This window comes from Nocardia alba NBRC 108234, from assembly GCF_001612665.1.
GTDB lineage: Bacteria > Actinomycetota > Actinomycetes > Mycobacteriales > Mycobacteriaceae > Nocardia > Nocardia alba.
Genome location: NZ_BDAX01000027.1, coordinates 1 through 18,578, shown reverse-complemented (window position 1 = coordinate 18,578; position 18,578 = coordinate 1). Strand labels below are relative to the sequence as shown.

Below are 18,578 nucleotides of genomic sequence, written 5' to 3'. Positions count from 1 at the left end.
GACCGACCCGCCACCGCTGACCCGAGAGGAACCCATCGTGAGCGAGCAGGCCACCAAGGATGTCGCCGATTTCTGGTTCGACCCGCTGTGCCCGTGGTGCTGGATCACCTCGCGGTGGATCCTGGAAGTCGAGAAGGTGCGCGATATCGAAGCGCGCTTCCACGTGATGAGCCTGGCGGTGCTCAACGAGGGCAAAGACGACCTGCCCGAGCGCTATGTCGAGCTGATGGCCGCGGCGTGGGGCCCGGTCCGGGTCGTCACCGCCGCGGGCGAGAAGTACGGTGACGAGATCCTGTCGCCGCTCTACACCGCACTGGGCACCCGCATCCACGACCGCAAGGCCGAGTACGAGCGCGAGACGCGGCTGGAGACCTTCGCCGCGATCGTCACCGACGCACTCGCCGAACTGAACCTGCCCGCCGACCTCGCCGAGGCCGCGGCCGGCACCGACTACGACGAGGCGTTGCGGGCCAGCCATCACGCGGGCATGGACAAGGTCGGCCCCGATGTCGGCACGCCGACCATCCACATCAACGGGGTCGCCTTCTTCGGACCGGTGCTCTCGCGCATCCCGCGCGGCGAGGACGCGGGCAAGGTGTGGGACGGTGTGGTCGCGCTGGCCTCGTACCCGCATTTCTTCGAGCTCAAGCGCACCCGCACCGAGGACCCGGTCTTCGACTGATCCAGCGAACGCCAGGTGCCCGCACCGGCACCTGGCGTCGGATCAGACCGTTTTCGGCGGCAGCGCGGGCGACGTCGAATTCAGCGGGTATCCGCCGGGCGGCGGGATCATCCCGGGATGCGGCGCGCTCGGCCGCCAGAACAACGGGCCCGGCCTGCTGCGATCGCGCAGGGCCCACATGCGCCAGGTGAGGACCGGGTGGCTGGCCATCGCGTTGACCAGCCAGATGAAACCGCCCCGGTCGAGCGCGGCGCGGTCGGCCATCTCGTCGACACCGACATCGGTATTGAGGTACTTGCCCGCGGCGAGCGTCGCCATCGCGGTGGACGCGCCGTGCGGGCGGAAGCAGAAGCCGTGATTGTCGGCGGTGTACTCCTGGGCGCGGATCAGCGACGACCCGAGCACCGGCAGCCACGGCGCGACGAACATACCCAGCTGACGCCAGTACGACACGTGGCCGGCGGCGATGTGCCCGACTTCGTGCCCGATGATGAACGCGAGTCCGTCGGGTTCGCGCGCGGCGCCGCCGATCTCGAACAGGTCGCTGTACACCACGACGAACCGGCGGAACCCGTGCCCGGTGGCGAACGCGTTGATCTGGCCGTTTCCCAGCACCACGTAGGCGTCCGGCGCCTTGTGCATCCCGAACCGCGCCGCCGCCTCCTGCACCATCCGGTAGCCCTCGGGGAACTGAGTGGGCGACATCTTCACACCGTTCACCCGCTGGGTCGCGAGGTTCAGACCACGACCGGCCCACAGCAGCACCGGCGCGAACAACAGCAGCAGCACATACGGGCTGGTGACGAGCGAACTGGTTTGCTCCACACCCTTCTCGTCGACCACGGGATCGGTGAACAGCTCGACCGTCATGAGCAGCAGTGCGAGCAGGTACGCGACCGTGGTGACCATGATCACGACGATCAGCAGCGGGATCTCCCACGGATGGCGGGCCGGGCGGTCCCACGGCATCAGCCCGCGCGGTCGCTGCTGCGGCGGTGGCGGCGGTGCGCTCGGCGGGTAGTAGCCCGGGGCCGGCGGATACGGGTTCGCCTGCGGTTGCGCGGGGTTGCCCTGTGCGGGGAAACCGCCCGTCCGCGGATCGGGCCGGTCCCACGGCGACGGCGGCGCGGTGTCGTTGCGCGGTGGCGAAGTGCGGTCGGGCTGCTGGGTCGGGTGCTCCGGCGGGGGACCTGCCGAATGCGGGTGATGCGGTTCGTGCGGGTGCATGAAACGACTCTAAGCGGGCCTGCGACAATCGCAGCCATGCGCGTTTACCTGGGTGCCGACCATGCCGGTTTCGAACTGAAGAATCACGTCAAGGCTCATCTGCAGCAGGCCGGAGTGGAGGTCGTCGACTGCGGCGCCCTCGAATATGACGCTCTCGACGACTACCCCGCCTTCTGCATCGAGGCGGCCCGTCGCACCGTCGCCGATCCGGGCTCGCTCGGCCTGGTCTTCGGTGGCAGCGGCAACGGCGAGCAGATCGCCGCCAACAAGGTCGCCGGCGCCCGCTGCGCCCTGGCCTGGAGCGTCGAAACCGCCGTGCTGGCACGCGAACACAACAATGCCAACCTGATCGGCATCGGCGGCCGCATGCACCCCACCGCCGACGCGCTCGCCATCGTCGACGCGTTCCTCGCGGCCGCCTGGTCGGACGAGGCGCGCCACCAGCGTCGCATCGACATCCTCGCCGACTACGAGAAGACCGGCATCGCCCCCGAGGTCCCCGCGTACTGAGCGCACCGATTGATTTCGCGACAAGATCGGGTAACTCGCATCAGGAAGGTGTGTTTCTTTGCCTGAGGGGCACACCCTTCACCGGATAGCGCAGCTCCATCACCGACGGTTCTCCGGTGGGGTGGTGCGGGTTTCGAGTCCGCAGGGGCGATTCGTCGACGGGGCCGCGCGCGTGGACGGGCAGGTGCTCGAACGGGCCGAGGCCTACGGCAAGCATCTGCTGCATCACTACGCGTCCGGGCTGACGGTGCATGTGCATCTCGGGCTGTACGGCATCTTCAGCGAGGTCGAGTTGCCGATGGCGGCGCCGGTCGGGCAGGTGCGCATGCGCATGCTCGGCGCCGCAACGGATTTCGGCACCGATCTGCGCGGGCCCACGGCGTGTGAGGTGCTCGTGCCGCCCGAAGTGGACGCGCTCACCGCGCGCCTCGGCGCCGACCCGTTACGCCCCGATGCCGACCACGAACGAGCGGGCGCGCGAATCCGCCGATCCCGCAGGGCGATCGGCGCGTTGCTGATGGACCAGGCCCTGATCGCCGGTGTCGGCAACGTCTACCGCGCGGAAGTTCTCTTCCGGCACGGCATCTCGCCCTTCCGGCCCGGAACGTCGATCACCCCCGCCGAATGGGACGCGCTCTGGGCCGACCTGGTCGACCTCATGCCGATCGGCGTCACCACCGGTCGCATGCACGTGGTTCGTCCCGAACACGACACCGGCGCACCGGCCTACACCAAAGATCGCCCCCGTACCTACGTCTACCGCCGCCAGGGTGAACCCTGCCGGGTCTGCGCGAGCCCGGTGGCCCATCGGGTCATGGAGGGCCGCAACCTCTTCTGGTGCCCCACCTGTCAGCCCGAGTGATAATCGGCTGAGCCGGACCGCGAAGTGCAGGCTTCGCGATCCGACTCAGCCGGCGACCGCCGTTCCCAGTTCGGGGTCGCCCGATTCAGCGAGCGCGAAACGCCGCCCGCCCGCCGATTTCGCCGAGTACATCGCGCGGTCGGCGCGACGCAGCAGGTCGGTGAAATCGCACGTCTTTCCGGGTGGGCAGAACGCGGTGCCCACACTGGCCGAAACCGGCACGGGGCCCGCGCTCGACCACACCGGGTCGCGCAGTGCGGCGACCACGAGGTGCGCCAACTCGCCAAGGGTGTCGCGGCGGGGGTTGGCCGCCACCACGAACTCGTCGCCGCCGTATCGGCAGATCACCGTGTCGGGCGGGCACACCTCACGCAAGCGGTTGGCCAGTTCGACCAGTACCTCGTCGCCGATCGCGTGTCCGTAGCCGTCGTTGATCTGTTTGAAGCGGTCCAGGTCCACCACCAGCACACCGACACCGCGGCTCGGGTCGGCGGCGAAGGCGCGCACCCGTTCTTGCAGCAGCGTGCGGTTCGCGAGATCGGTGAGGGCGTCGTGGGTCGCCTCGTGGCGCAAGCGGTGCTGCAGCGCGGCGATCTCCTGTACGCGCAGTGACACTTTCGCCGAGATGTTCTGTTCCTGTTGCGCCAGCGCGCGTTCCTGGAGAGCCTGTGCGTAGCTGTCGATGGCCTGGCTGGCCACCAGCGGCCAGCGGGTCGCCACCAGCGAACCCGGAACCCCCGAGGGGAAACCGAGCAGCCAGCGGCTGGCATGGGCCAGCATCCTGGTGCGTTCGAACGGTGCCTCGGCCAACCGGGCGCCGAGCTTGCGCGCCTGTGGAACCGGGAACGGCTCGGTCCGAGCCAGGTGCAGCAACCGCTCGACGATGTCGACGAGCACCGGCTCCAACTGGTGCGGCGCCGTGGAAGAGCCCGGTTCGGCGCAGACCGCGCGGGCCCAGGCGCGGGCCATCGCGGCGACCGGTGGCTCGATGTGGACAGTCATCGATATCACCGGCGGTAGATGGCGACGAACTTGCCACCTCGATCATTCGCACTGCTACGCGGTTGGGTCCACCGAGTTCGGCACACGCTCACCGCCCCCTTTCCAGATACCCCCGTCCGGCAAAAAGGATCCTAGCAAGCCACTCGAGACCGGAAAACCGCGTTCTAGAACGCGTTCTCTGGTCTCTAGCGAATGGCGATCGGCTATGACATCGCTACAACGTCTCCGGCGTTACAACATTCCCGAAAAAACTTTCAGGAGCCATGAACATGCAGCGTAATGCCCCTTCGTGGGGCGGTGGACGTTGCGTCGCCATGGGTCCCTCCTGGCACGGGGTGCGAGTTGTGACGATGTGGCAGTAGCCGTCACGCGCACTCTCATGGTGGCCTACTCGCCGCCCACATGCCGGGTTTTTTAGGAAAATTCTCCTATTAATTCCCCCGGTGGAGCAGGCGCCGGTCCCCATGGGCGCATCAACCATCGTCGCCCGGACAGGAGGTCGGAACTAGGGTCATTAGGCCCTAATCGGGCGCGGCGACGATTGGTAAGGCGGGGTGGGGGTACACCGTCGTCCGGGGCGCGCCGATCGGGCAGGCAGAAGCCGGATTGGCATTTTTCGCGCGGGATTCGGTACAGTCGTGGCGCACACGACATCGTGGCGATCCCATCGATGTCGTATGCCTGCGGGTGTAGTTCAATGGTAGAACCTCAGCCTTCCAAGCTGATGGTGCGGGTTCGATTCCCGTCACCCGCTCAAACATGTATGGCCTCCACGGTGTTCACACCGGTGAGGTATCGGGGTGTAGCGCAGCTTGGTAGCGCATCCGCTTTGGGAGCGGAGGGTCGCAGGTTCAAATCCTGTCACCCCGACCATCACCACCATTCGCCCAGCTCGGGCTTGTAGGAGATCGTCGGCGGACCGAAGGACCGAATGTCGGTCAGGCGCAGCCGAACCGGAAGTCCGCCCGCGCCGGGGACCCCGCCGTCACGGTGACCCGCACCGGCTCGGTGACGGCCAACCCGCAGCCTCCGGGCACCGTCACCACCTTCACCTCGTAACAGCCCGCGGGCAGCGCGATCGTGGCGCGTCCGTCGGCCCCGGTCACCAGCTTCGCGACCGCCTGCTTCGTCTCGCACGGTGTGACCGCGATGTCGGCCCGATTCACCGGGACCGGCTCCCGTCCGGTGAACGTCCACGCCGTCAACGACCCCGTCTCCCGCGGTGCTGGATCGGCGCTCGCGACACCGCTGACCATGAGCGGAGCGAGTACGGACAGAGCGAGAAATGTACGGCGCATGAACCTCTCCTCATCGATGAGTCGGGTCGTCCGCTGCTGATAGTAGGCCTATCGGGGTGAAAATCCGCACGTCACACCCGGGTTCGGCGTCGACGATTCGGCGACGAATCCCGACCTCGGGCGTGTGCTGCCCGTCGGCAGGTTCACTCGGGCACCGGGGTGATGCCCGCGCGTTCGCTCCACACCTGTTCGGCGGGGACGGAGATCGTGGTCATCTCGGGGTAGCGAAGGGCGGACAGGGTGCCGCCGAAGACCGCGCCGGTGTCGAGGCAGAGGGTGTTGTTGACCCAGGTCAGGGCGTGAACCGGGGTGTGGCCGTAGAGAACGGTGGGGGCGCCTCGGTAGTCACGCGCCCAGTCGTAACGGATGGGATAGCCGTGTTCGTCGAGCTCGCCGGTGGGGGAGCCGTAGAGGGCGAAGGAGCGGGCGCGGCCGGAGGCGCTGCCGTGCAGGCTCTCGGGCAGGCCGGCGTGGGCGACGACCAGCTTGCCGCGGTCGAGCAGGTAATGGCTCGGCAGGTCGCGCAGGAAAGCGTGCGCGGCCGCGCGGAACCCGAGGTCCTCGACGGCCAGCTGGGCCAGCGACTGTTCGAGGCCGTGCGCGATGCGGACATTGCGGCCGTCGAGGGCGCGCATCAGTTTGTGGTCGTGATTGCCGCTGACACACAGGGCGGTTCTCGCCGCCACCATCCCCATCACCAGGCGCAGCACGCCAGGGGTGTCGGGGCCACGGTCGACGAGGTCGCCGACGAAGACCACGGTGCGATCGTCAGGATGGGCGGCGCCGACCGGACGACCGCGGTCGTCGCGGGCGAGGGCGTAGCCGAGTTCGTCGAGCAGGGTCTCCAGTTCGGCGCGGCAGCCGTGGACATCGCCGATCACGTCGAACGGTCCGGTCAGATCGCGGCGATCGCGCGGGAGCAGGTCGGTGCGGCGGTTGTCGGTCATATCCCTTCCATCGTCGTGCAGGGCGGGCCCGCGCCGCAAACCGGTTATCGCGCGGTGGGGATCGCCGAATCGGGCCAGACCCACTCGGCCACGACCGGGATGTCGTCGCCCTGTTCGCGGGTCCAGCGGTGCGCGATCAGCCGGGCGTCGACGATCTCCTGGCGCAGACCCGCGGCTCGCTCGCGCAGCCCGGGAACCCGGTCGATCACATCGAGCACCAGATGGAAGCGGTCCAGGTCGTTGAGCATCACCATGTCGAAGGGCGTGGTGGTGGTGCCCTTCTCCTTGTAGCCGCGCACGTGCAGGTTGGCGTGGTTGGTGCGGCGGTAGGTGAGCCGGTGCACCAACCACGGGTAGCCGTGGAAAGCGAAGATCACCGGGCGGTCGGTGGTGAACAGGGCGTCGAACTCGGCGTCGGGCAGGCCGTGCGGGTGCTCGTCGGCGGGCAGCATGCGCATCAGGTCGACGACGTTGACGAACCGGATCCGCAGGTCCGGCAGCCGCTCCCGCAGGATGGCCACCGCGGCCAGGGTTTCCAGGGTCGGCACATCGCCCGCGCACCCGAGCACCACATCGGGTGTGGTGCCGGGGTCGTCGTTGTGACACGCCCACTCCCAGATCCCGAGCCCGCGAGTGCAGTGCAGCCCCGCCTCCTGCGCCGAGAGCCAGTCCGGTCCCGGCTGCTTGCCCGCGACGACCACGTTGGCGTAGTGCAGTGACCGCAGGCAGTGGTCGTAGGTCGACAGCAGCGTGTTGGCATCCGGCGGCAGATACACCCGCACGATATCGGGGCTCTTGTTCGCCACCACGTCGAGGAAACCGGGATCCTGATGGGTGAAACCGTTGTGGTCCTGGCGCCACACATGCGAGGTGAGCAGGTAGTTCAGGCTCGGGATCTTGCGCCGCCACGGCACCGCCGAGCTGGCATCGAGCCATTTGGCGTGCTGATTGAACATGGCGTCGACGATGTGGACGAACGCCTCGTAGCAGGTGAAGACGCCGTGGCGGCCGGTCAGCAGATAGCCCTCGAGCAGGCCCTCGCACATGTGCTCCGACAGCACCTCGACCGCGCGCCCGACCGGCGACAGATCCACATCCCAGCGTCCGACTTCCTCCTGCCAGTCACGCCCGGTGACCTCGAGAATGTCCTGCAACCGGTTGCTCACCAGTTCGTCGGGGGCGAAGGTGAGGAAGTTGTGCGGATTGCGCGCGGTGACATCGCGCAGCCAGCCGCCGAGCACCCGGGTGGCCTCGTGCCGGCCCGCACCGGGCGATACGACATCCACGCAGTAGTCACGCCAGTCGGGCAGGTCGAGATCGCGAATCAGCAAGCCGCCGTTGGCCACCGGGTTCAGGCTCATCGGATCGGCCGGCACTTGCTCGCGCAGGGCCCGCACCGGTGACCCGTCCTGTTCGAACAGTTCCTCCGGCCGGTACGAGCGCAACCACAGTTCCAGCACCCGCCGGTGCTCGGCGTCGGCGCGCGCATTGGGCAGCGGCACCTGGTGGGCGCGGAACGTGCCCTCCACGCGTTCGCCGTCGACCACCGGGGGACAGGTCCAGCCCTTCGGCGTGTGCAGCACGATCATCGGCCAGCGTGGACGTCGCGTCTGCCCGTCCTCGCGAGCGGCTCGCTGGAACCCCGCGATCCGGTCCAGGCAGGTGTTCATCGCGGTGGCCATCGCCTGGTGGACCGGCGCGGGATCGGTGCCGGACACGATCAGCGGTTCGTAGCCGTAGCCGCGCAGCAGCTCGATCAGTTCTTCCTCGGGAATCCGGGCCGGGATCGTCGGATTGGCGATCTTGTACTCGTTGAGCGCGAGGATCGGCACCACCGCGCCGTCGCGCCCCGCGTTGAGGAACTTGTTCGCGTGCCAGCTGCCCGCCAGTGGGCCGGTCTCGGCTTCGCCGTCGCCGACCACGCAGAACACAACGAGATCGGGATTGTCCAGGGCGGCGCCGTAGGCGTGCAGCAGGGAGTAGCCGAGCTCACCACCCTCGTGGAACGACCCCGGCGTCTCCGGCGCGCAGTGACTCGGCACCCCACCAGGGAAGGAGAACCGGTGGAAGAATCTGCGCATCCCGTCGACGTCGCGGGGCAGGTCGGGCTCCAGTTGGGCGTAGGCGTTCTCGAGCCACGCGCAGGCGTTGGGTCCGGGTCCACCGTGACCAGGGCCCGCGACGTAGACCGCGTTCAGGTCGCGCTCCCTGATCACCCGATTGGCATGGGCCCAGACCAGATTCAGGCCGGGCACGGTGCCGAAGTGGCCGAGTAGGCGGGGCTTGATGTCGTCGGGGACCAGCGGGGTGCGCAGCAGCGGATTGCTCAGCAGATAGATCTGTCCGACCGCGAGATAGTTCGACGCCCGCCACCACGCGTCGACCGCGGCGAGTTCCTCGCGCGAGAGCGGACCCGGCGCGTCGGTGAGGACGTAGGGCTCCGGGGCGATGGTCCGGCCATGACCGTCTCCGACATTGTCCGCGGCGGTGTCGCCATCGGTGGTTTCGGTCATCGCGGACTCCTCGGGCTCGATGAGGTCACGACGCCGTCCGCGCCGCGCCCGGGCGCCGATCGGAGACCGGCGACACCGGTGGAGATACGCATCGCCGAGCCTACCGTCGTGCCGGTTCCCGACGCCGAAACGACGGTCGATTACTGTGCGGGCCATGCATTCTCTCGGCAGGATCATCGGAATCGGACTCGTCGCGGCCGCCGCGATCACGACAGCGGCCTGTGGCTCCGACACGGATTCGAGCTCGTCGAGCTCGAACGTCGTCGCCGGGAATTCCGCGAGCACGGGGCTCGAGTGCACTGCCGACGAGGTGAAAGTCACCGGCGGTTTCGGTGAGGCGCCCAAGATCACCATTCCCGACACCTGCGATCCGCCCAAGACCTTGATCGTCAAGGATCTCGTGGTCGGCAGCGGGCCGGGCGCGGCGGCCGGGCAGCCGCTGACCATGAACTACGAGCTGGTCACCTGGTCGGACAAGCAGGTACTCGACAGCTCCTTCAAGCGCGGTAAGCCGTTCGGCCTCACCCTCGGCGCCGGCCAGGTCATCCAGGGCTGGGACGAGGGCCTGATCGGCGTGCAGCAGGGCACGCGCAGGCTGCTGATCGTGCCGCCGAACCTGGGCTACGGCGCGGGCGGCAACGGTGTGCCGCCGAACGAGACACTGGTGTTCGTGACCGACGCCGTGCAGGTCGGCCGCTAGCGCCGCCCTCAACCAAACACCGATTGCGCGGCCGTGCGGTCGGTCAACTACCCTGGTCGGGATGCGCGTTATGCGCCGCACCTGGCTTAGCCGTGCCTGACTTTGGCGCGTCGCCCCCCGCGGGGACACCACCATGAACTACGAACCAAGGAGTATGTCCGTGAAGAGCACCGTCGAGCAGCTGAGCCCGACCCGGGTCCGGATCAACGTCGAGGTGCCCTTCGAGGAGCTGAAGCCCGACTTCGACAAGGCCTACAAGGCGCTGGCGCAGCAGGTCAAGATTCCCGGCTTCCGTCCCGGCAAGGCTCCGGCCAAGCTGATCGAGACGCGTGTCGGCCGTGGCGCCGTGCTCGAGCAGGTCGTCAACGACGCGCTGCCGAACAAGTACGCCGAAGCCGTCCAGACCTCGGAGGTCAAGGTCATCGGCCAGCCCGAGATCGAGATCACCAAGATCGAAGACGGCACGGAGCTGGCCTTCACCGCCGAGGTCGACGTGCGCCCCGAGATCACCCTGCCCGACTACTCGGGCATCGAGGTGACCGTCGATTCCTTCACCATCGGTGACGACGACATCGAAGAGCAGCTCACCTCGCTGCGTCAGCGCTTCGGCACCCTCACCGGTGTCGAGCGCGCCGTGGCCGACGGCGACTTCGTGTCGATCGACCTGTCGGCCACCGTCGACGGTGCCGACGTCCCCGAGGCGGCCACCACCGGCCTGTCGCACGAGGTCGGTTCGGGTCAGCTGATCGAGGGCCTCGACGAGGCGGTCATCGGCCTGAACGCCGGCGAGTCCAAGGAGTTCACCTCCACCCTGGTGGCGGGCGACCACGCAGGCAAGGAAGCCGTGATCACCGTGACCGTGCAGTCGGTCAAGGAGCGCGAGCTGCCCGAGGCCGACGACGAGTTCGCCCAGCTGGCCAGCGAGTTCGACACCATCGACGAGCTCAAGGAAGACCTGAAGGGCCGCGTCGAGCGCGTCAAGAAGGTCGAGCAGGCCGGTTCGATCCGGGACAAGGTGCTCGACGCACTGCTCGAGACCGTCGAGGTCCCGCTGCCCGAGGCCGTCGTCAAGGCCGAGGTCGACGCCGTGGTCCACGACGCCGTCCACGGTTTCGACCACGACGACGCCAAGCTGGCCGAGGCGCTCGAGGCACAGGGCTCCTCCCGCGAGGAGTTCGACAAGGACACCCAGGAAGCCGCCGAGAAGTCGGTGAAGACCCAGCTGCTGCTCGACGCCATCGCCGAGGCCGAGAACACCCAGGTCGGCCAGCAGGAGCTGACCGAGCGAATCCTGTTCCAGGCGCAGCGTTACGGCATGTCGCCGGAGCAGTTCATCCAGCAGGTGCAGCAGGCGGGTCAGCTGGGCGCGGTCTTCGCCGATGTGCGACGCGGCAAGGCGCTGGCCGGAGTTGTCGGTCAGGTGAAGGTCACCGACTCCGAGGGCAATGTGGTCGACACCACCGAAATGTTCGGTGACCCTGCGGAATCCGCTGAAATCGAGCTGGACGAAGCCGCTGCCGAGTAGGTTTCGGCGGCGTGATTTGATTGCGCTGTGAGCGAATAGGGGCGGCGCCGGGAGTTCGGTGCCGCCCTCCTTCGTTAGTGTTTGTGACGACGAACCGTATTCGTATGGCCGTAGCAATCGGTGAGAAGAGAAGGCAGGTATCCGTGACGATCAACCAGGCAGGGGTCATGACAGCCGCTACCGCTGGACTCAACCTCAGTGATTCCGTATACGAACGGCTGCTTCGCGAGCGCATCATCTTCCTGGGCACCCAGGTCGATGATGAGATCGCGAACAAGATCTGCGCGCAGATCCTGCTGCTCTCGGCCGAGGACGCGACCAAGGACATCGCGCTCTACATCAACTCGCCCGGTGGCTCGGTCACCGCGGGCATGGCCATCTACGACACGATGCAGTTCGCCGAGTGCGACATCAAGACCGTCGCGATGGGTCTGGCCGCGTCGATGGGACAGTTCCTGCTCACCGCGGGTACCAAGGGCAAGCGTTTCGCGCTGCCGCACACCCGGATCATGATGCACCAGCCGTCGGCGGGCATCGGTGGTTCGGCGGCCGATATCGCGATCATGGCCGAGCAGTTCGCCCACACCAAGCGTGAGCTCAACGAACTGCAGTCGCTGCACACCGGCAAGTCGGTGGAGCAGGTGACCGAGGACGCGGACCGCGACCGTTGGTTCACGGCGAAGGAAGCCCTCGAATACGGCTTCATCGACCACGTGGTCACGCACGCGAACCAGGCGAAGTAACCGCCGCCGTCCCCCCTCACTCGAGACAAGCTTGGAGATAAAGATGGCCAACCTCTTCGACCCGCGCGCCGGTCATGGCGGCTCCGCCGCGGGACTGCCGCAGTCGCGCTACATCCTGCCGCAGTTCACCGAGCAGACTTCGTTCGGCGTCAAGACCTCCGACCCGTACAACAAGCTGTTCGAGGAGCGCATCATCTTCCTGGGTAACCAGGTGGACGACGTCTCGGCCAACGACATCATGGCGCAGCTGCTGGTGCTGGAGTCCCAGGACCCCGACCGCGACATCACCATGTACATCAACTCGCCCGGTGGTTCGTTCACCGCGCTGATGGCGATCTACGACACCATGCAGTACGTGCGCCCCGACGTGGTCACCGTCTGCCTGGGTCAGGCCGCCTCCGCCGCCGCGGTGCTGCTGGCCGCGGGCGCCCCCGGTAAGCGCGCCGCGCTGCCCAACGCGCGCATCCTGATCCACCAGCCGTCCTCCGGCGGTGTGCAGGGTCAGGTATCGGACCTCGAGATCGCCGCGGCCGAGATCGAGCGCATGCGTCGCCTGATGGAAGTCACCATCTCGCGCCACACCGGCAAGCCCGAGGAACAGGTCCGCAAGGACACCGACCGCGACAAGATCCTGACCGCCGAGGAAGCCAAGGATTACGGCATCATCGACCAGGTCTTCGACTACCGCAAGCTCAGCGGACAGAAGTGACACGCCCGGGCCCGCTGTCCTGATCTGGGCGGCGGGCCCGGCTTTTTCACCCGCGGTGGCTCACAATGGTGGGGACCCGCACAACCCTTCACATCGAACATGCGCGAGTTGTCGACCTGTCTCGCGCACAACAGGTACGGTCGACTCAGGGACCATTGCTCTGATTGACGGCACCGAGACGTATTTCCGGCCCAATCGGGGGACGACGGTCGCACTCGGACAAGGAAGTAGGGACCTACGAGATGGCGCGCATCGGAGACGGCGGCGATCTGCTGAAGTGCTCGTTCTGCGGAAAGAGCCAGAAGCAGGTCAAGAAGCTCATCGCGGGCCCTGGGGTGTATATCTGCGACGAGTGCATCGATCTGTGCAACGAGATCATCGAAGAAGAGTTGGCCGAGTCGAGCGAAGTGAAGCTCGACGAGTTGCCCAAGCCTTCGGAGATCCGGGATTTCCTCGAGAACTACGTGATCGGCCAGGACACCGCGAAGCGGACCCTCGCCGTCGCGGTCTACAACCACTACAAGCGCATCCAGGCGGGCGACAAGGGCCGCGACAGCCGCGGTGAGGCCGTCGAGCTGATGAAGTCGAACATCTTGATGCTCGGCCCCACCGGCTGCGGTAAGACCTACCTCGCGCAGACTCTGGCCAAGATGCTGAACGTGCCGTTCGCCATCGCCGACGCCACCGCGCTCACCGAGGCGGGCTACGTCGGCGAGGACGTCGAGAACATTCTGCTGAAGCTGATCCAGGCCGCCGACTACGACGTCAAGCGCGCCGAGACCGGCATCATCTACATCGACGAGGTCGACAAGATCGCCCGCAAGAGCGAGAACCCGTCGATCACCCGCGATGTGTCCGGTGAGGGTGTGCAGCAGGCGCTGCTGAAGATCCTGGAAGGCACCCAGGCGAGTGTGCCGCCGCAGGGCGGTCGCAAGCACCCGCACCAGGAGTTCATCCAGATCGACACCACCAATGTGCTGTTCATCGTGGCGGGAGCCTTCGCGGGCCTGGAGAAGATCATCTCCGACCGCACCGGTCATCGCGGCATCGGCTTCGGCGCCGAGGTGCGCTCCAAGGCCGAGGTCGACACCGACGACCACTTCGCCGACGTGATGCCCGAGGATCTGATCAAGTTCGGTCTGATCCCCGAGTTCATCGGCCGCCTGCCCATCGTCGCCTCGGTGACGAACCTGGACAAGGAATCACTGGTCACCATCCTGTCCGAACCGAAGAACGCACTGGTCAAGCAGTACGTTCGCCTGTTCGAGATGGACGGCGTCGACCTCGAGTTCACCGCTGACGCGCTCGAGGCCATCGCCGACCAGGCGATCCTGCGTGGCACCGGCGCTCGCGGCCTGCGCGCCATCATGGAGGAAGTCCTGCTGCCGGTGATGTACGACATCCCGGGCCGCGACGACGTCGCCAAGGTGGTCGTGAACGCCGATACCGTCATCGACAACGTGCTTCCGACGATCGTGCCGCGCAAGGCGCAGCGTGCGGAGCGTCGCGAGAAGTCGGCGTAACAAACCAACGGCAAAGGGCCCCTTCGGATCTGATCCGGAGGGGCCCTTCGCTGTGTGTGTCGGCGCGCTAGTGGACGGCCGGATTGCCCATGCTCGGCGCGGCGAGGAGATCCTCACCGTCGTCTGCCGGGATCTCCGCGCTGGCACGCACGATCGCGGTGCTGTAGCGGGCACTGGCGGCATTGTGGATGAGCAGTGCGACACCGATCATCACCGGGGCCACCGCGTGCACAGCGGCGTCGTACCAGTGCTGTGTGCTCAGGTGTGGATAGGTGTTGAGCGCGATGGTCAGGGTGAGCAGGAACAGCTCCGCGATCAGAACCTGGTTGCGGTTGCCCATCACGCCCCACTCGGCCACTCGCGTGGTGCCGATCATGATGATGATCAGACACACGCTGATCATCGCCTCCAGACCGAAACTGGCCCAGTAGAGCGGATCGGTGGGGCCGCCGGGAGCGATGTTGTGCTGGACGTTCACCGCCGACCACAGCATGCCCGTGATCACCACGCCCGCCAGCGCCCGCAGCGACCAGGTGCGGTGCTGATAGAGCGAGGCGAGCCGGGCGCGCGGATTGGACTCGCGCCGTTGCGCGGCGATGGCCTTGCGGGCCAGCATCAGGTCCGACATCTCGGCGCGCTCGAGCTCCGCGGTGGTTTCCCGCAAACGGTCGGCGTGCGAGGAAGCGGCCTTGATGTGCTTCCAGCGCTGATCGCGCTCGTAGGTACGGATCTTCTCGGCGAGTTCGCGCTCGGCGCGCAACTCGTCCTCCGACAGCGCGTCGGTCAGTGCCGGATCGGACTGATAGGCGATGCGACGCCTGGCCCGTTCCACTCGCACGGGTAGAGCGGTTACCTCGTGATCGAGCGGGTGTTCCTCGCGCATCGCAACTCCAGGTAGCAAAATGGTTCGCCGGGTCGCGTCATTCTTGCGCATCGAGCGGGGAGGCGACACCCGCGGGCCCGAATTGCTCGACCGGTGGGCGCTGAAAATGTCTGGCGCACAACTGTGTAGCTGTCGATATTCCCAACACGGGAGACGGTGACGACCGTTCGAGAACCGGTCGCGCCCGGGCCGAGGAGCTTCGTTGATCCTCCGTGGTTCGCCGTTGAACCTTGATCCCGTAAAAATGCTTCTGATGATGTGTCGTTGCTGGTCACCGTGGTGTTACGGCGATCGGCTGCGATTGTCATTTCGTCCGTTTAGTCCGTCTTCGCGGGCCCTTCACTGAATACGACGGGTTCGGCAAGCAAAACTCATCGGCGTATCCTCGCGGTGTGTCGGACTGGTGCTGCCGATTTCGTGCTGTTTACTCGGTCCGGCAATCAGATGTTCGAGTGACGAGTGGAAGCGGAGGAGACATGGCACTGCCTACGATGACCGCCGAACAGCGCACCGAGGCGTTGGCCAAAGCGGCTGCCGTGCGCAAGGCGCGCTCGGAACTGATCGGCCAGGTGAAGGAGGGCAAGGTCACCGTCGCCGATCTGCTCAAGAAAGCCGACAGCGACGACCTGGTGAAGAAGACCAAGGTCGCTGCTGTGATCAAGGCACTACCGGGCGTCGGCCCGGTCAAGGCCGCCAAGCTGATGGATCAGGCCGAGATTCCCGAGGATCGTCGCATCGGTGGCCTCGGCGCTCGTCAGCGCGCGGCCCTGCTCGACGCCCTCGAGGCCTGAGCCGATTCGCGATCCGACGCCCGTGGTGCTGGACGCACGGGCGTCGGGATGGTCTGTGAGTGACACCCAGTAGGTGATTTACACGCAGTAGGTCAGCAGGAAGTCGTTGATCCGCAGGCGCCATCCCGGTTGCAATTCGATCGGGAGGGTGCCCACGCGTGACCAGCGGTCGCTGTCGGGGGCGGCGAAGAATGTTCCGGAGGTCGCGGGGGCCTCGCGGACGAATACCTTGCCACGGTCGGGGGCCACGAAGGCATGGACCCGGGAGACGAGCCGATCGCGTTCGATCAGGATCGGCGTCGCCGCGGAAGCGCGGACCGATTCCTCCCCCGAGGGGTTGCGGCCGAGCACGTAGGGCCGGTCCAGCGGGTAGCTCAGCCCGTCTTCGGTGACCAGGGCGCCGCGTGAACCACTGTGGGGCGAGGCGGCCTTGCTCAACGCGATCGGTTCGGAGCGCTGGGCGGCATCGAGTGCCTGGGACCAGGCGCGGGGACTGTTGGCGCCGGGTGAGTTGCGTGGACCGGTGCTCACGGTGACGCCCTCGGAGTTGAGGGCGACGTCGCCGGTGAGCGGCCGGCTGCCCGTGCTCACCGTCTCGCTGTCAGGTCGGCCCGCGTCGGTCGCCAGACCCGAGGTGGCGGGGTGATCGGGGGTCGGTGCCGGGAATCCCGCGGTGGCGGGCAGCGCGTCGCTGGTATCGGTGGGTCGCGAGGGACGCAGGGCTTGGAAGCCGGTGGCCTCCGTCGGCGCGGGCTCGTCGACGGATTCGACCCGACGCGGCGGGGGATTGCGGCGTCGGCCGAGGTTGAGCACGAAACCGTTGCCGGTGACGATGCCCGCGCGCAGATCGGTGCGAGGATTGGCGCTGGTCGGGTCGGCCATCTCGGCACCGACCGCGATCCGGCGGACCGGTTCGCGGATGATCTCGTCGACCCAGGTGAAGGCCCGGTCGCCGGCGAGGCGGCGGTTGCCCTCCGCGCCGGAGATCTCGGCGATCACCGCGCCGCGCAACAGGATCAGCATCCCGTCGGCGGTGGGGGCGAGCACACCGAAAGGTGGTGGGGCAGAAGCGCCGCCGAACACCACGCCCGCCAGGCGCTGCGCCAGCGCCGCGCCGGGTGCGCTGGCCGCGGTGCTGTTGGCGACGGTTTCCACCGCGCCGAGTAACCGATCGGTCGACGGTGTCTCCCCGGCCAGATAGACGACGACATCGCCGAATCGAGCGACGATCCCGGTCCCCGGCACGATGGCCACGGTGGACGAATGCGCGTGCATCAACGCCTCCTTGTCGGAATGGCCTTCACCGCTGCCACGGCCGACCCCCTCTGTGCGGCAGACCGCGACCTAGGTCTCCGCAGCCAGCATAGATGGACTGGCGCTCGGGGACAGGGTTCGCAGGTGAACTTCGAACGACGTTCGTAGGAAACGATGTTCGTGCGCCGCGTAGGATCGGCGCATGAACGCCGCACCCGTCAGTCGCCGGGACCGACCGGCGAAAGTTCCGTTGAGCCGCGACCTCGTCATCGAGACCGGATTGCGCGTCCTCGACACCGAGGGCTCGGCGGCGCTCACCATGCGCCGGGTCGCCAAGGAGCTCGACACCGGCGCCGCGTCGCTCTACGTCTACGTCGCGCACCGCGACGATCTGCTGACCGGCATGCTCGACCACGTCCTGTCCCAGGTGGAGGTCCCCGCCGCGGGTGACTGGCGTGCGCGGGTGACTCGACTGGTCGAGTCCGCGATCGACGCGCTCGGCCGTCACGACGGTCTCGCGTTCGTCGCCTTCGGTCGGTTCCCCACCACCGAACACGCCCTCGGACTGATCGAGCGGTTGCTGATTCTCCTGCGCGACGGCGGGCTCGACTCGACGACCGCCGCCTGGGCGGTCGACCTGATCTACCGGCATATCGCGGCCGAGTCCGTGCGGCGCACCAGCGGTGACCTCCGGGCGCGCTGGGCACTGCGCGCGCTGCTCAACGGGATCGTCGGCACTCCGGCCGGTGGTGGACCTGCTCGGCTCGCGCGTGCGGACGAGATCGCGGCGCTGCGGGAGATCGAGCGGCGGGCCGGTGCGCCGTTCGCGGAGGTGGGCATGATCGCGGTCGCCGAGGACGAGCCGCCGTCGTGGGAGACGTTGCGGGCCTTCGTTGTTGACGGGCGTGCTTGGGTGTGGCCGGACGACAACGATCATCCGGTGGGGTATCTGGTTCTCGGGATGGTGGACGGGCGGCCGCATATCGAGCAGGTGTCGGTCGATCCGGCCTACGCGGGGGCGCGGATCGGTAAGCGGCTGATCGACTGTGCGGTCGCTTGGGGTGTGCGCAATGGGTTCGAGGAGATGACGCTCACTACGTTCACCCAGGTTGCGTGGAACGGGCCCTACTACGAGCGTCTCGGGTTCAGGTATATCGCGCCGGGGGATGAGACGCCGGGTTTGCGGGCGATACGGGGGAGCGAGATCGAGGATGGGCTCGATGAGTGGCCGCGGGCTTGTATGCGGGTTGAGTTGGGGTCTTGGGTTGGGGGCTGATCAGGGGATCGGTAGTCCCAGAGGTTTGACGCTGTGTTTGTTGGCGCGCTGGCGCGCGCGTGTCCGCGGCCCTGAATGGCCCGCCGGTCAGGCGCCGCGAATTGCTCCTTCGTCGCGTCTTCGCGGCGCCTGA

General features: G+C 67.3%; 16 protein-coding genes, 2 tRNA genes and 1 pseudogene. 12 read left to right on the top strand and 7 right to left on the bottom strand.

Annotation, left to right across the window (positions count from 1 at the left end; translation table 11 throughout):
* Positions 1–37 precede the first annotated feature (37 nt).
* The gene (locus NA12_RS25960) at positions 38–682 is read left to right on the top strand and encodes a mycothiol-dependent nitroreductase Rv2466c family protein (protein ID WP_067456752.1); all 645 of its coding nucleotides are present in this window, start codon (positions 38–40) and stop codon (positions 680–682) included.
* 42 nt (positions 683–724) lie between these two features.
* Here the strand turns inward: NA12_RS25960 and NA12_RS25955 are convergent, their stop codons facing one another.
* Entirely contained in the window at positions 725–1,909 is a 1,185-nt protein-coding gene (locus NA12_RS25955) for a M48 family metallopeptidase (RefSeq protein ID WP_067456749.1), read from the bottom strand.
* 36 nt (positions 1,910–1,945) lie between these two features.
* On the opposite strand from NA12_RS25955, the gene NA12_RS25950 reads away from it, so the two are divergent.
* Complete coding sequence (locus NA12_RS25950; protein ID WP_067456746.1) at positions 1,946–2,419, top strand: ribose-5-phosphate isomerase; 474 nt, start codon at positions 1,946–1,948, stop codon at positions 2,417–2,419.
* Between the two features lie 58 nt (positions 2,420–2,477).
* Complete coding sequence (locus NA12_RS25945; protein WP_067456744.1) at positions 2,478–3,281, top strand: Fpg/Nei family DNA glycosylase; 804 nt, start codon at positions 2,478–2,480, stop codon at positions 3,279–3,281.
* 45 nt (positions 3,282–3,326) lie between these two features.
* On the opposite strand, the gene NA12_RS25940 is transcribed toward NA12_RS25945, so the two are convergent.
* On the bottom strand, positions 3,327–4,283 hold the full coding sequence (locus tag NA12_RS25940; protein WP_067456742.1) for a GGDEF domain-containing protein: 957 nt from the start codon (positions 4,281–4,283) through the stop codon (positions 3,327–3,329).
* 683 nt (positions 4,284–4,966) lie between these two features.
* Here NA12_RS25940 and NA12_RS25935 point away from each other — a divergent pair.
* Positions 4,967–5,037, top strand: a tRNA-Gly gene (locus NA12_RS25935).
* Between the two features lie 42 nt (positions 5,038–5,079).
* Positions 5,080–5,156: transfer RNA gene (locus NA12_RS25930), tRNA-Pro, on the top strand.
* Between the two features lie 65 nt (positions 5,157–5,221).
* Here NA12_RS25930 and NA12_RS25925 read toward each other — a convergent pair.
* The 3 genes and pseudogenes from NA12_RS25925 to NA12_RS25915 form a co-directional block, all read right to left on the bottom strand.
* Complete coding sequence (locus tag NA12_RS25925) at positions 5,222–5,581, bottom strand: SpaA isopeptide-forming pilin-related protein (RefSeq protein ID WP_067456739.1); 360 nt, start codon at positions 5,579–5,581, stop codon at positions 5,222–5,224.
* A gap of 173 nt (positions 5,582–5,754) precedes the next feature.
* A pseudogene (locus tag NA12_RS25920) lies at positions 5,755–6,492 on the bottom strand (metallophosphoesterase); the annotation flags it as partial.
* An 80-nt stretch (positions 6,493–6,572) separates the two neighbouring features.
* Positions 6,573–9,041, bottom strand: coding sequence for a phosphoketolase family protein (locus NA12_RS25915; protein WP_132370218.1), 2,469 nt, complete (start codon positions 9,039–9,041; stop codon positions 6,573–6,575).
* A gap of 154 nt (positions 9,042–9,195) precedes the next feature.
* Between NA12_RS25915 and NA12_RS25910 the strand changes: the two genes are divergently transcribed.
* The 5 genes from NA12_RS25910 to clpX all read left to right on the top strand — a co-directional run bounded on the left by NA12_RS25910 (position 9,196) and on the right by clpX (position 14,241).
* On the top strand, positions 9,196–9,741 hold the full coding sequence (locus tag NA12_RS25910) for an FKBP-type peptidyl-prolyl cis-trans isomerase (RefSeq protein WP_067456733.1): 546 nt from the start codon (positions 9,196–9,198) through the stop codon (positions 9,739–9,741).
* Between the two features lie 160 nt (positions 9,742–9,901).
* On the top strand, positions 9,902–11,266 hold the full coding sequence (tig, locus tag NA12_RS25905) for a trigger factor (RefSeq protein ID WP_067456901.1): 1,365 nt from the start codon (positions 9,902–9,904) through the stop codon (positions 11,264–11,266).
* Positions 11,267–11,433: 167 nt separating this feature from the next.
* Positions 11,434–12,009 carry an ATP-dependent Clp protease proteolytic subunit gene (locus tag NA12_RS25900; protein ID WP_067456898.1) on the top strand — a complete coding sequence of 192 codons (576 nt, stop codon included), beginning with the start codon at positions 11,434–11,436 and terminating at the stop codon, positions 12,007–12,009.
* Positions 12,010–12,052: 43 nt separating this feature from the next.
* A complete protein-coding gene (locus tag NA12_RS25895; RefSeq protein WP_067456730.1) occupies positions 12,053–12,718 on the top strand; it encodes an ATP-dependent Clp protease proteolytic subunit in 666 nt (221 codons plus the stop codon).
* A 242-nt stretch (positions 12,719–12,960) separates the two neighbouring features.
* Positions 12,961–14,241, top strand: coding sequence for an ATP-dependent Clp protease ATP-binding subunit ClpX (clpX, locus tag NA12_RS25890; RefSeq protein ID WP_067456728.1), 1,281 nt, complete (start codon positions 12,961–12,963; stop codon positions 14,239–14,241).
* A gap of 67 nt (positions 14,242–14,308) precedes the next feature.
* Here the strand turns inward: clpX and NA12_RS25885 are convergent, their stop codons facing one another.
* On the bottom strand, positions 14,309–15,124 hold the full coding sequence (locus NA12_RS25885; RefSeq protein WP_067456725.1) for a hypothetical protein: 816 nt from the start codon (positions 15,122–15,124) through the stop codon (positions 14,309–14,311).
* A 476-nt stretch (positions 15,125–15,600) separates the two neighbouring features.
* On the opposite strand from NA12_RS25885, the gene mihF reads away from it, so the two are divergent.
* The gene (mihF, locus tag NA12_RS25880; RefSeq protein WP_067456722.1) at positions 15,601–15,915 is read left to right on the top strand and encodes an integration host factor, actinobacterial type; all 315 of its coding nucleotides are present in this window, start codon (positions 15,601–15,603) and stop codon (positions 15,913–15,915) included.
* A 78-nt stretch (positions 15,916–15,993) separates the two neighbouring features.
* Here mihF and NA12_RS25875 read toward each other — a convergent pair whose 3' ends face one another.
* Positions 15,994–17,190 carry an FHA domain-containing protein gene (locus NA12_RS25875; protein WP_067456718.1) on the bottom strand — a complete coding sequence of 399 codons (1,197 nt, stop codon included), beginning with the start codon at positions 17,188–17,190 and terminating at the stop codon, positions 15,994–15,996.
* 181 nt (positions 17,191–17,371) lie between these two features.
* Between NA12_RS25875 and NA12_RS34735 the strand changes: the two genes are divergently transcribed.
* A complete protein-coding gene (locus tag NA12_RS34735; RefSeq protein WP_165914864.1) occupies positions 17,372–18,445 on the top strand; it encodes a GNAT family N-acetyltransferase in 1,074 nt (357 codons plus the stop codon).
* Positions 18,446–18,578 lie beyond the last annotated feature (133 nt).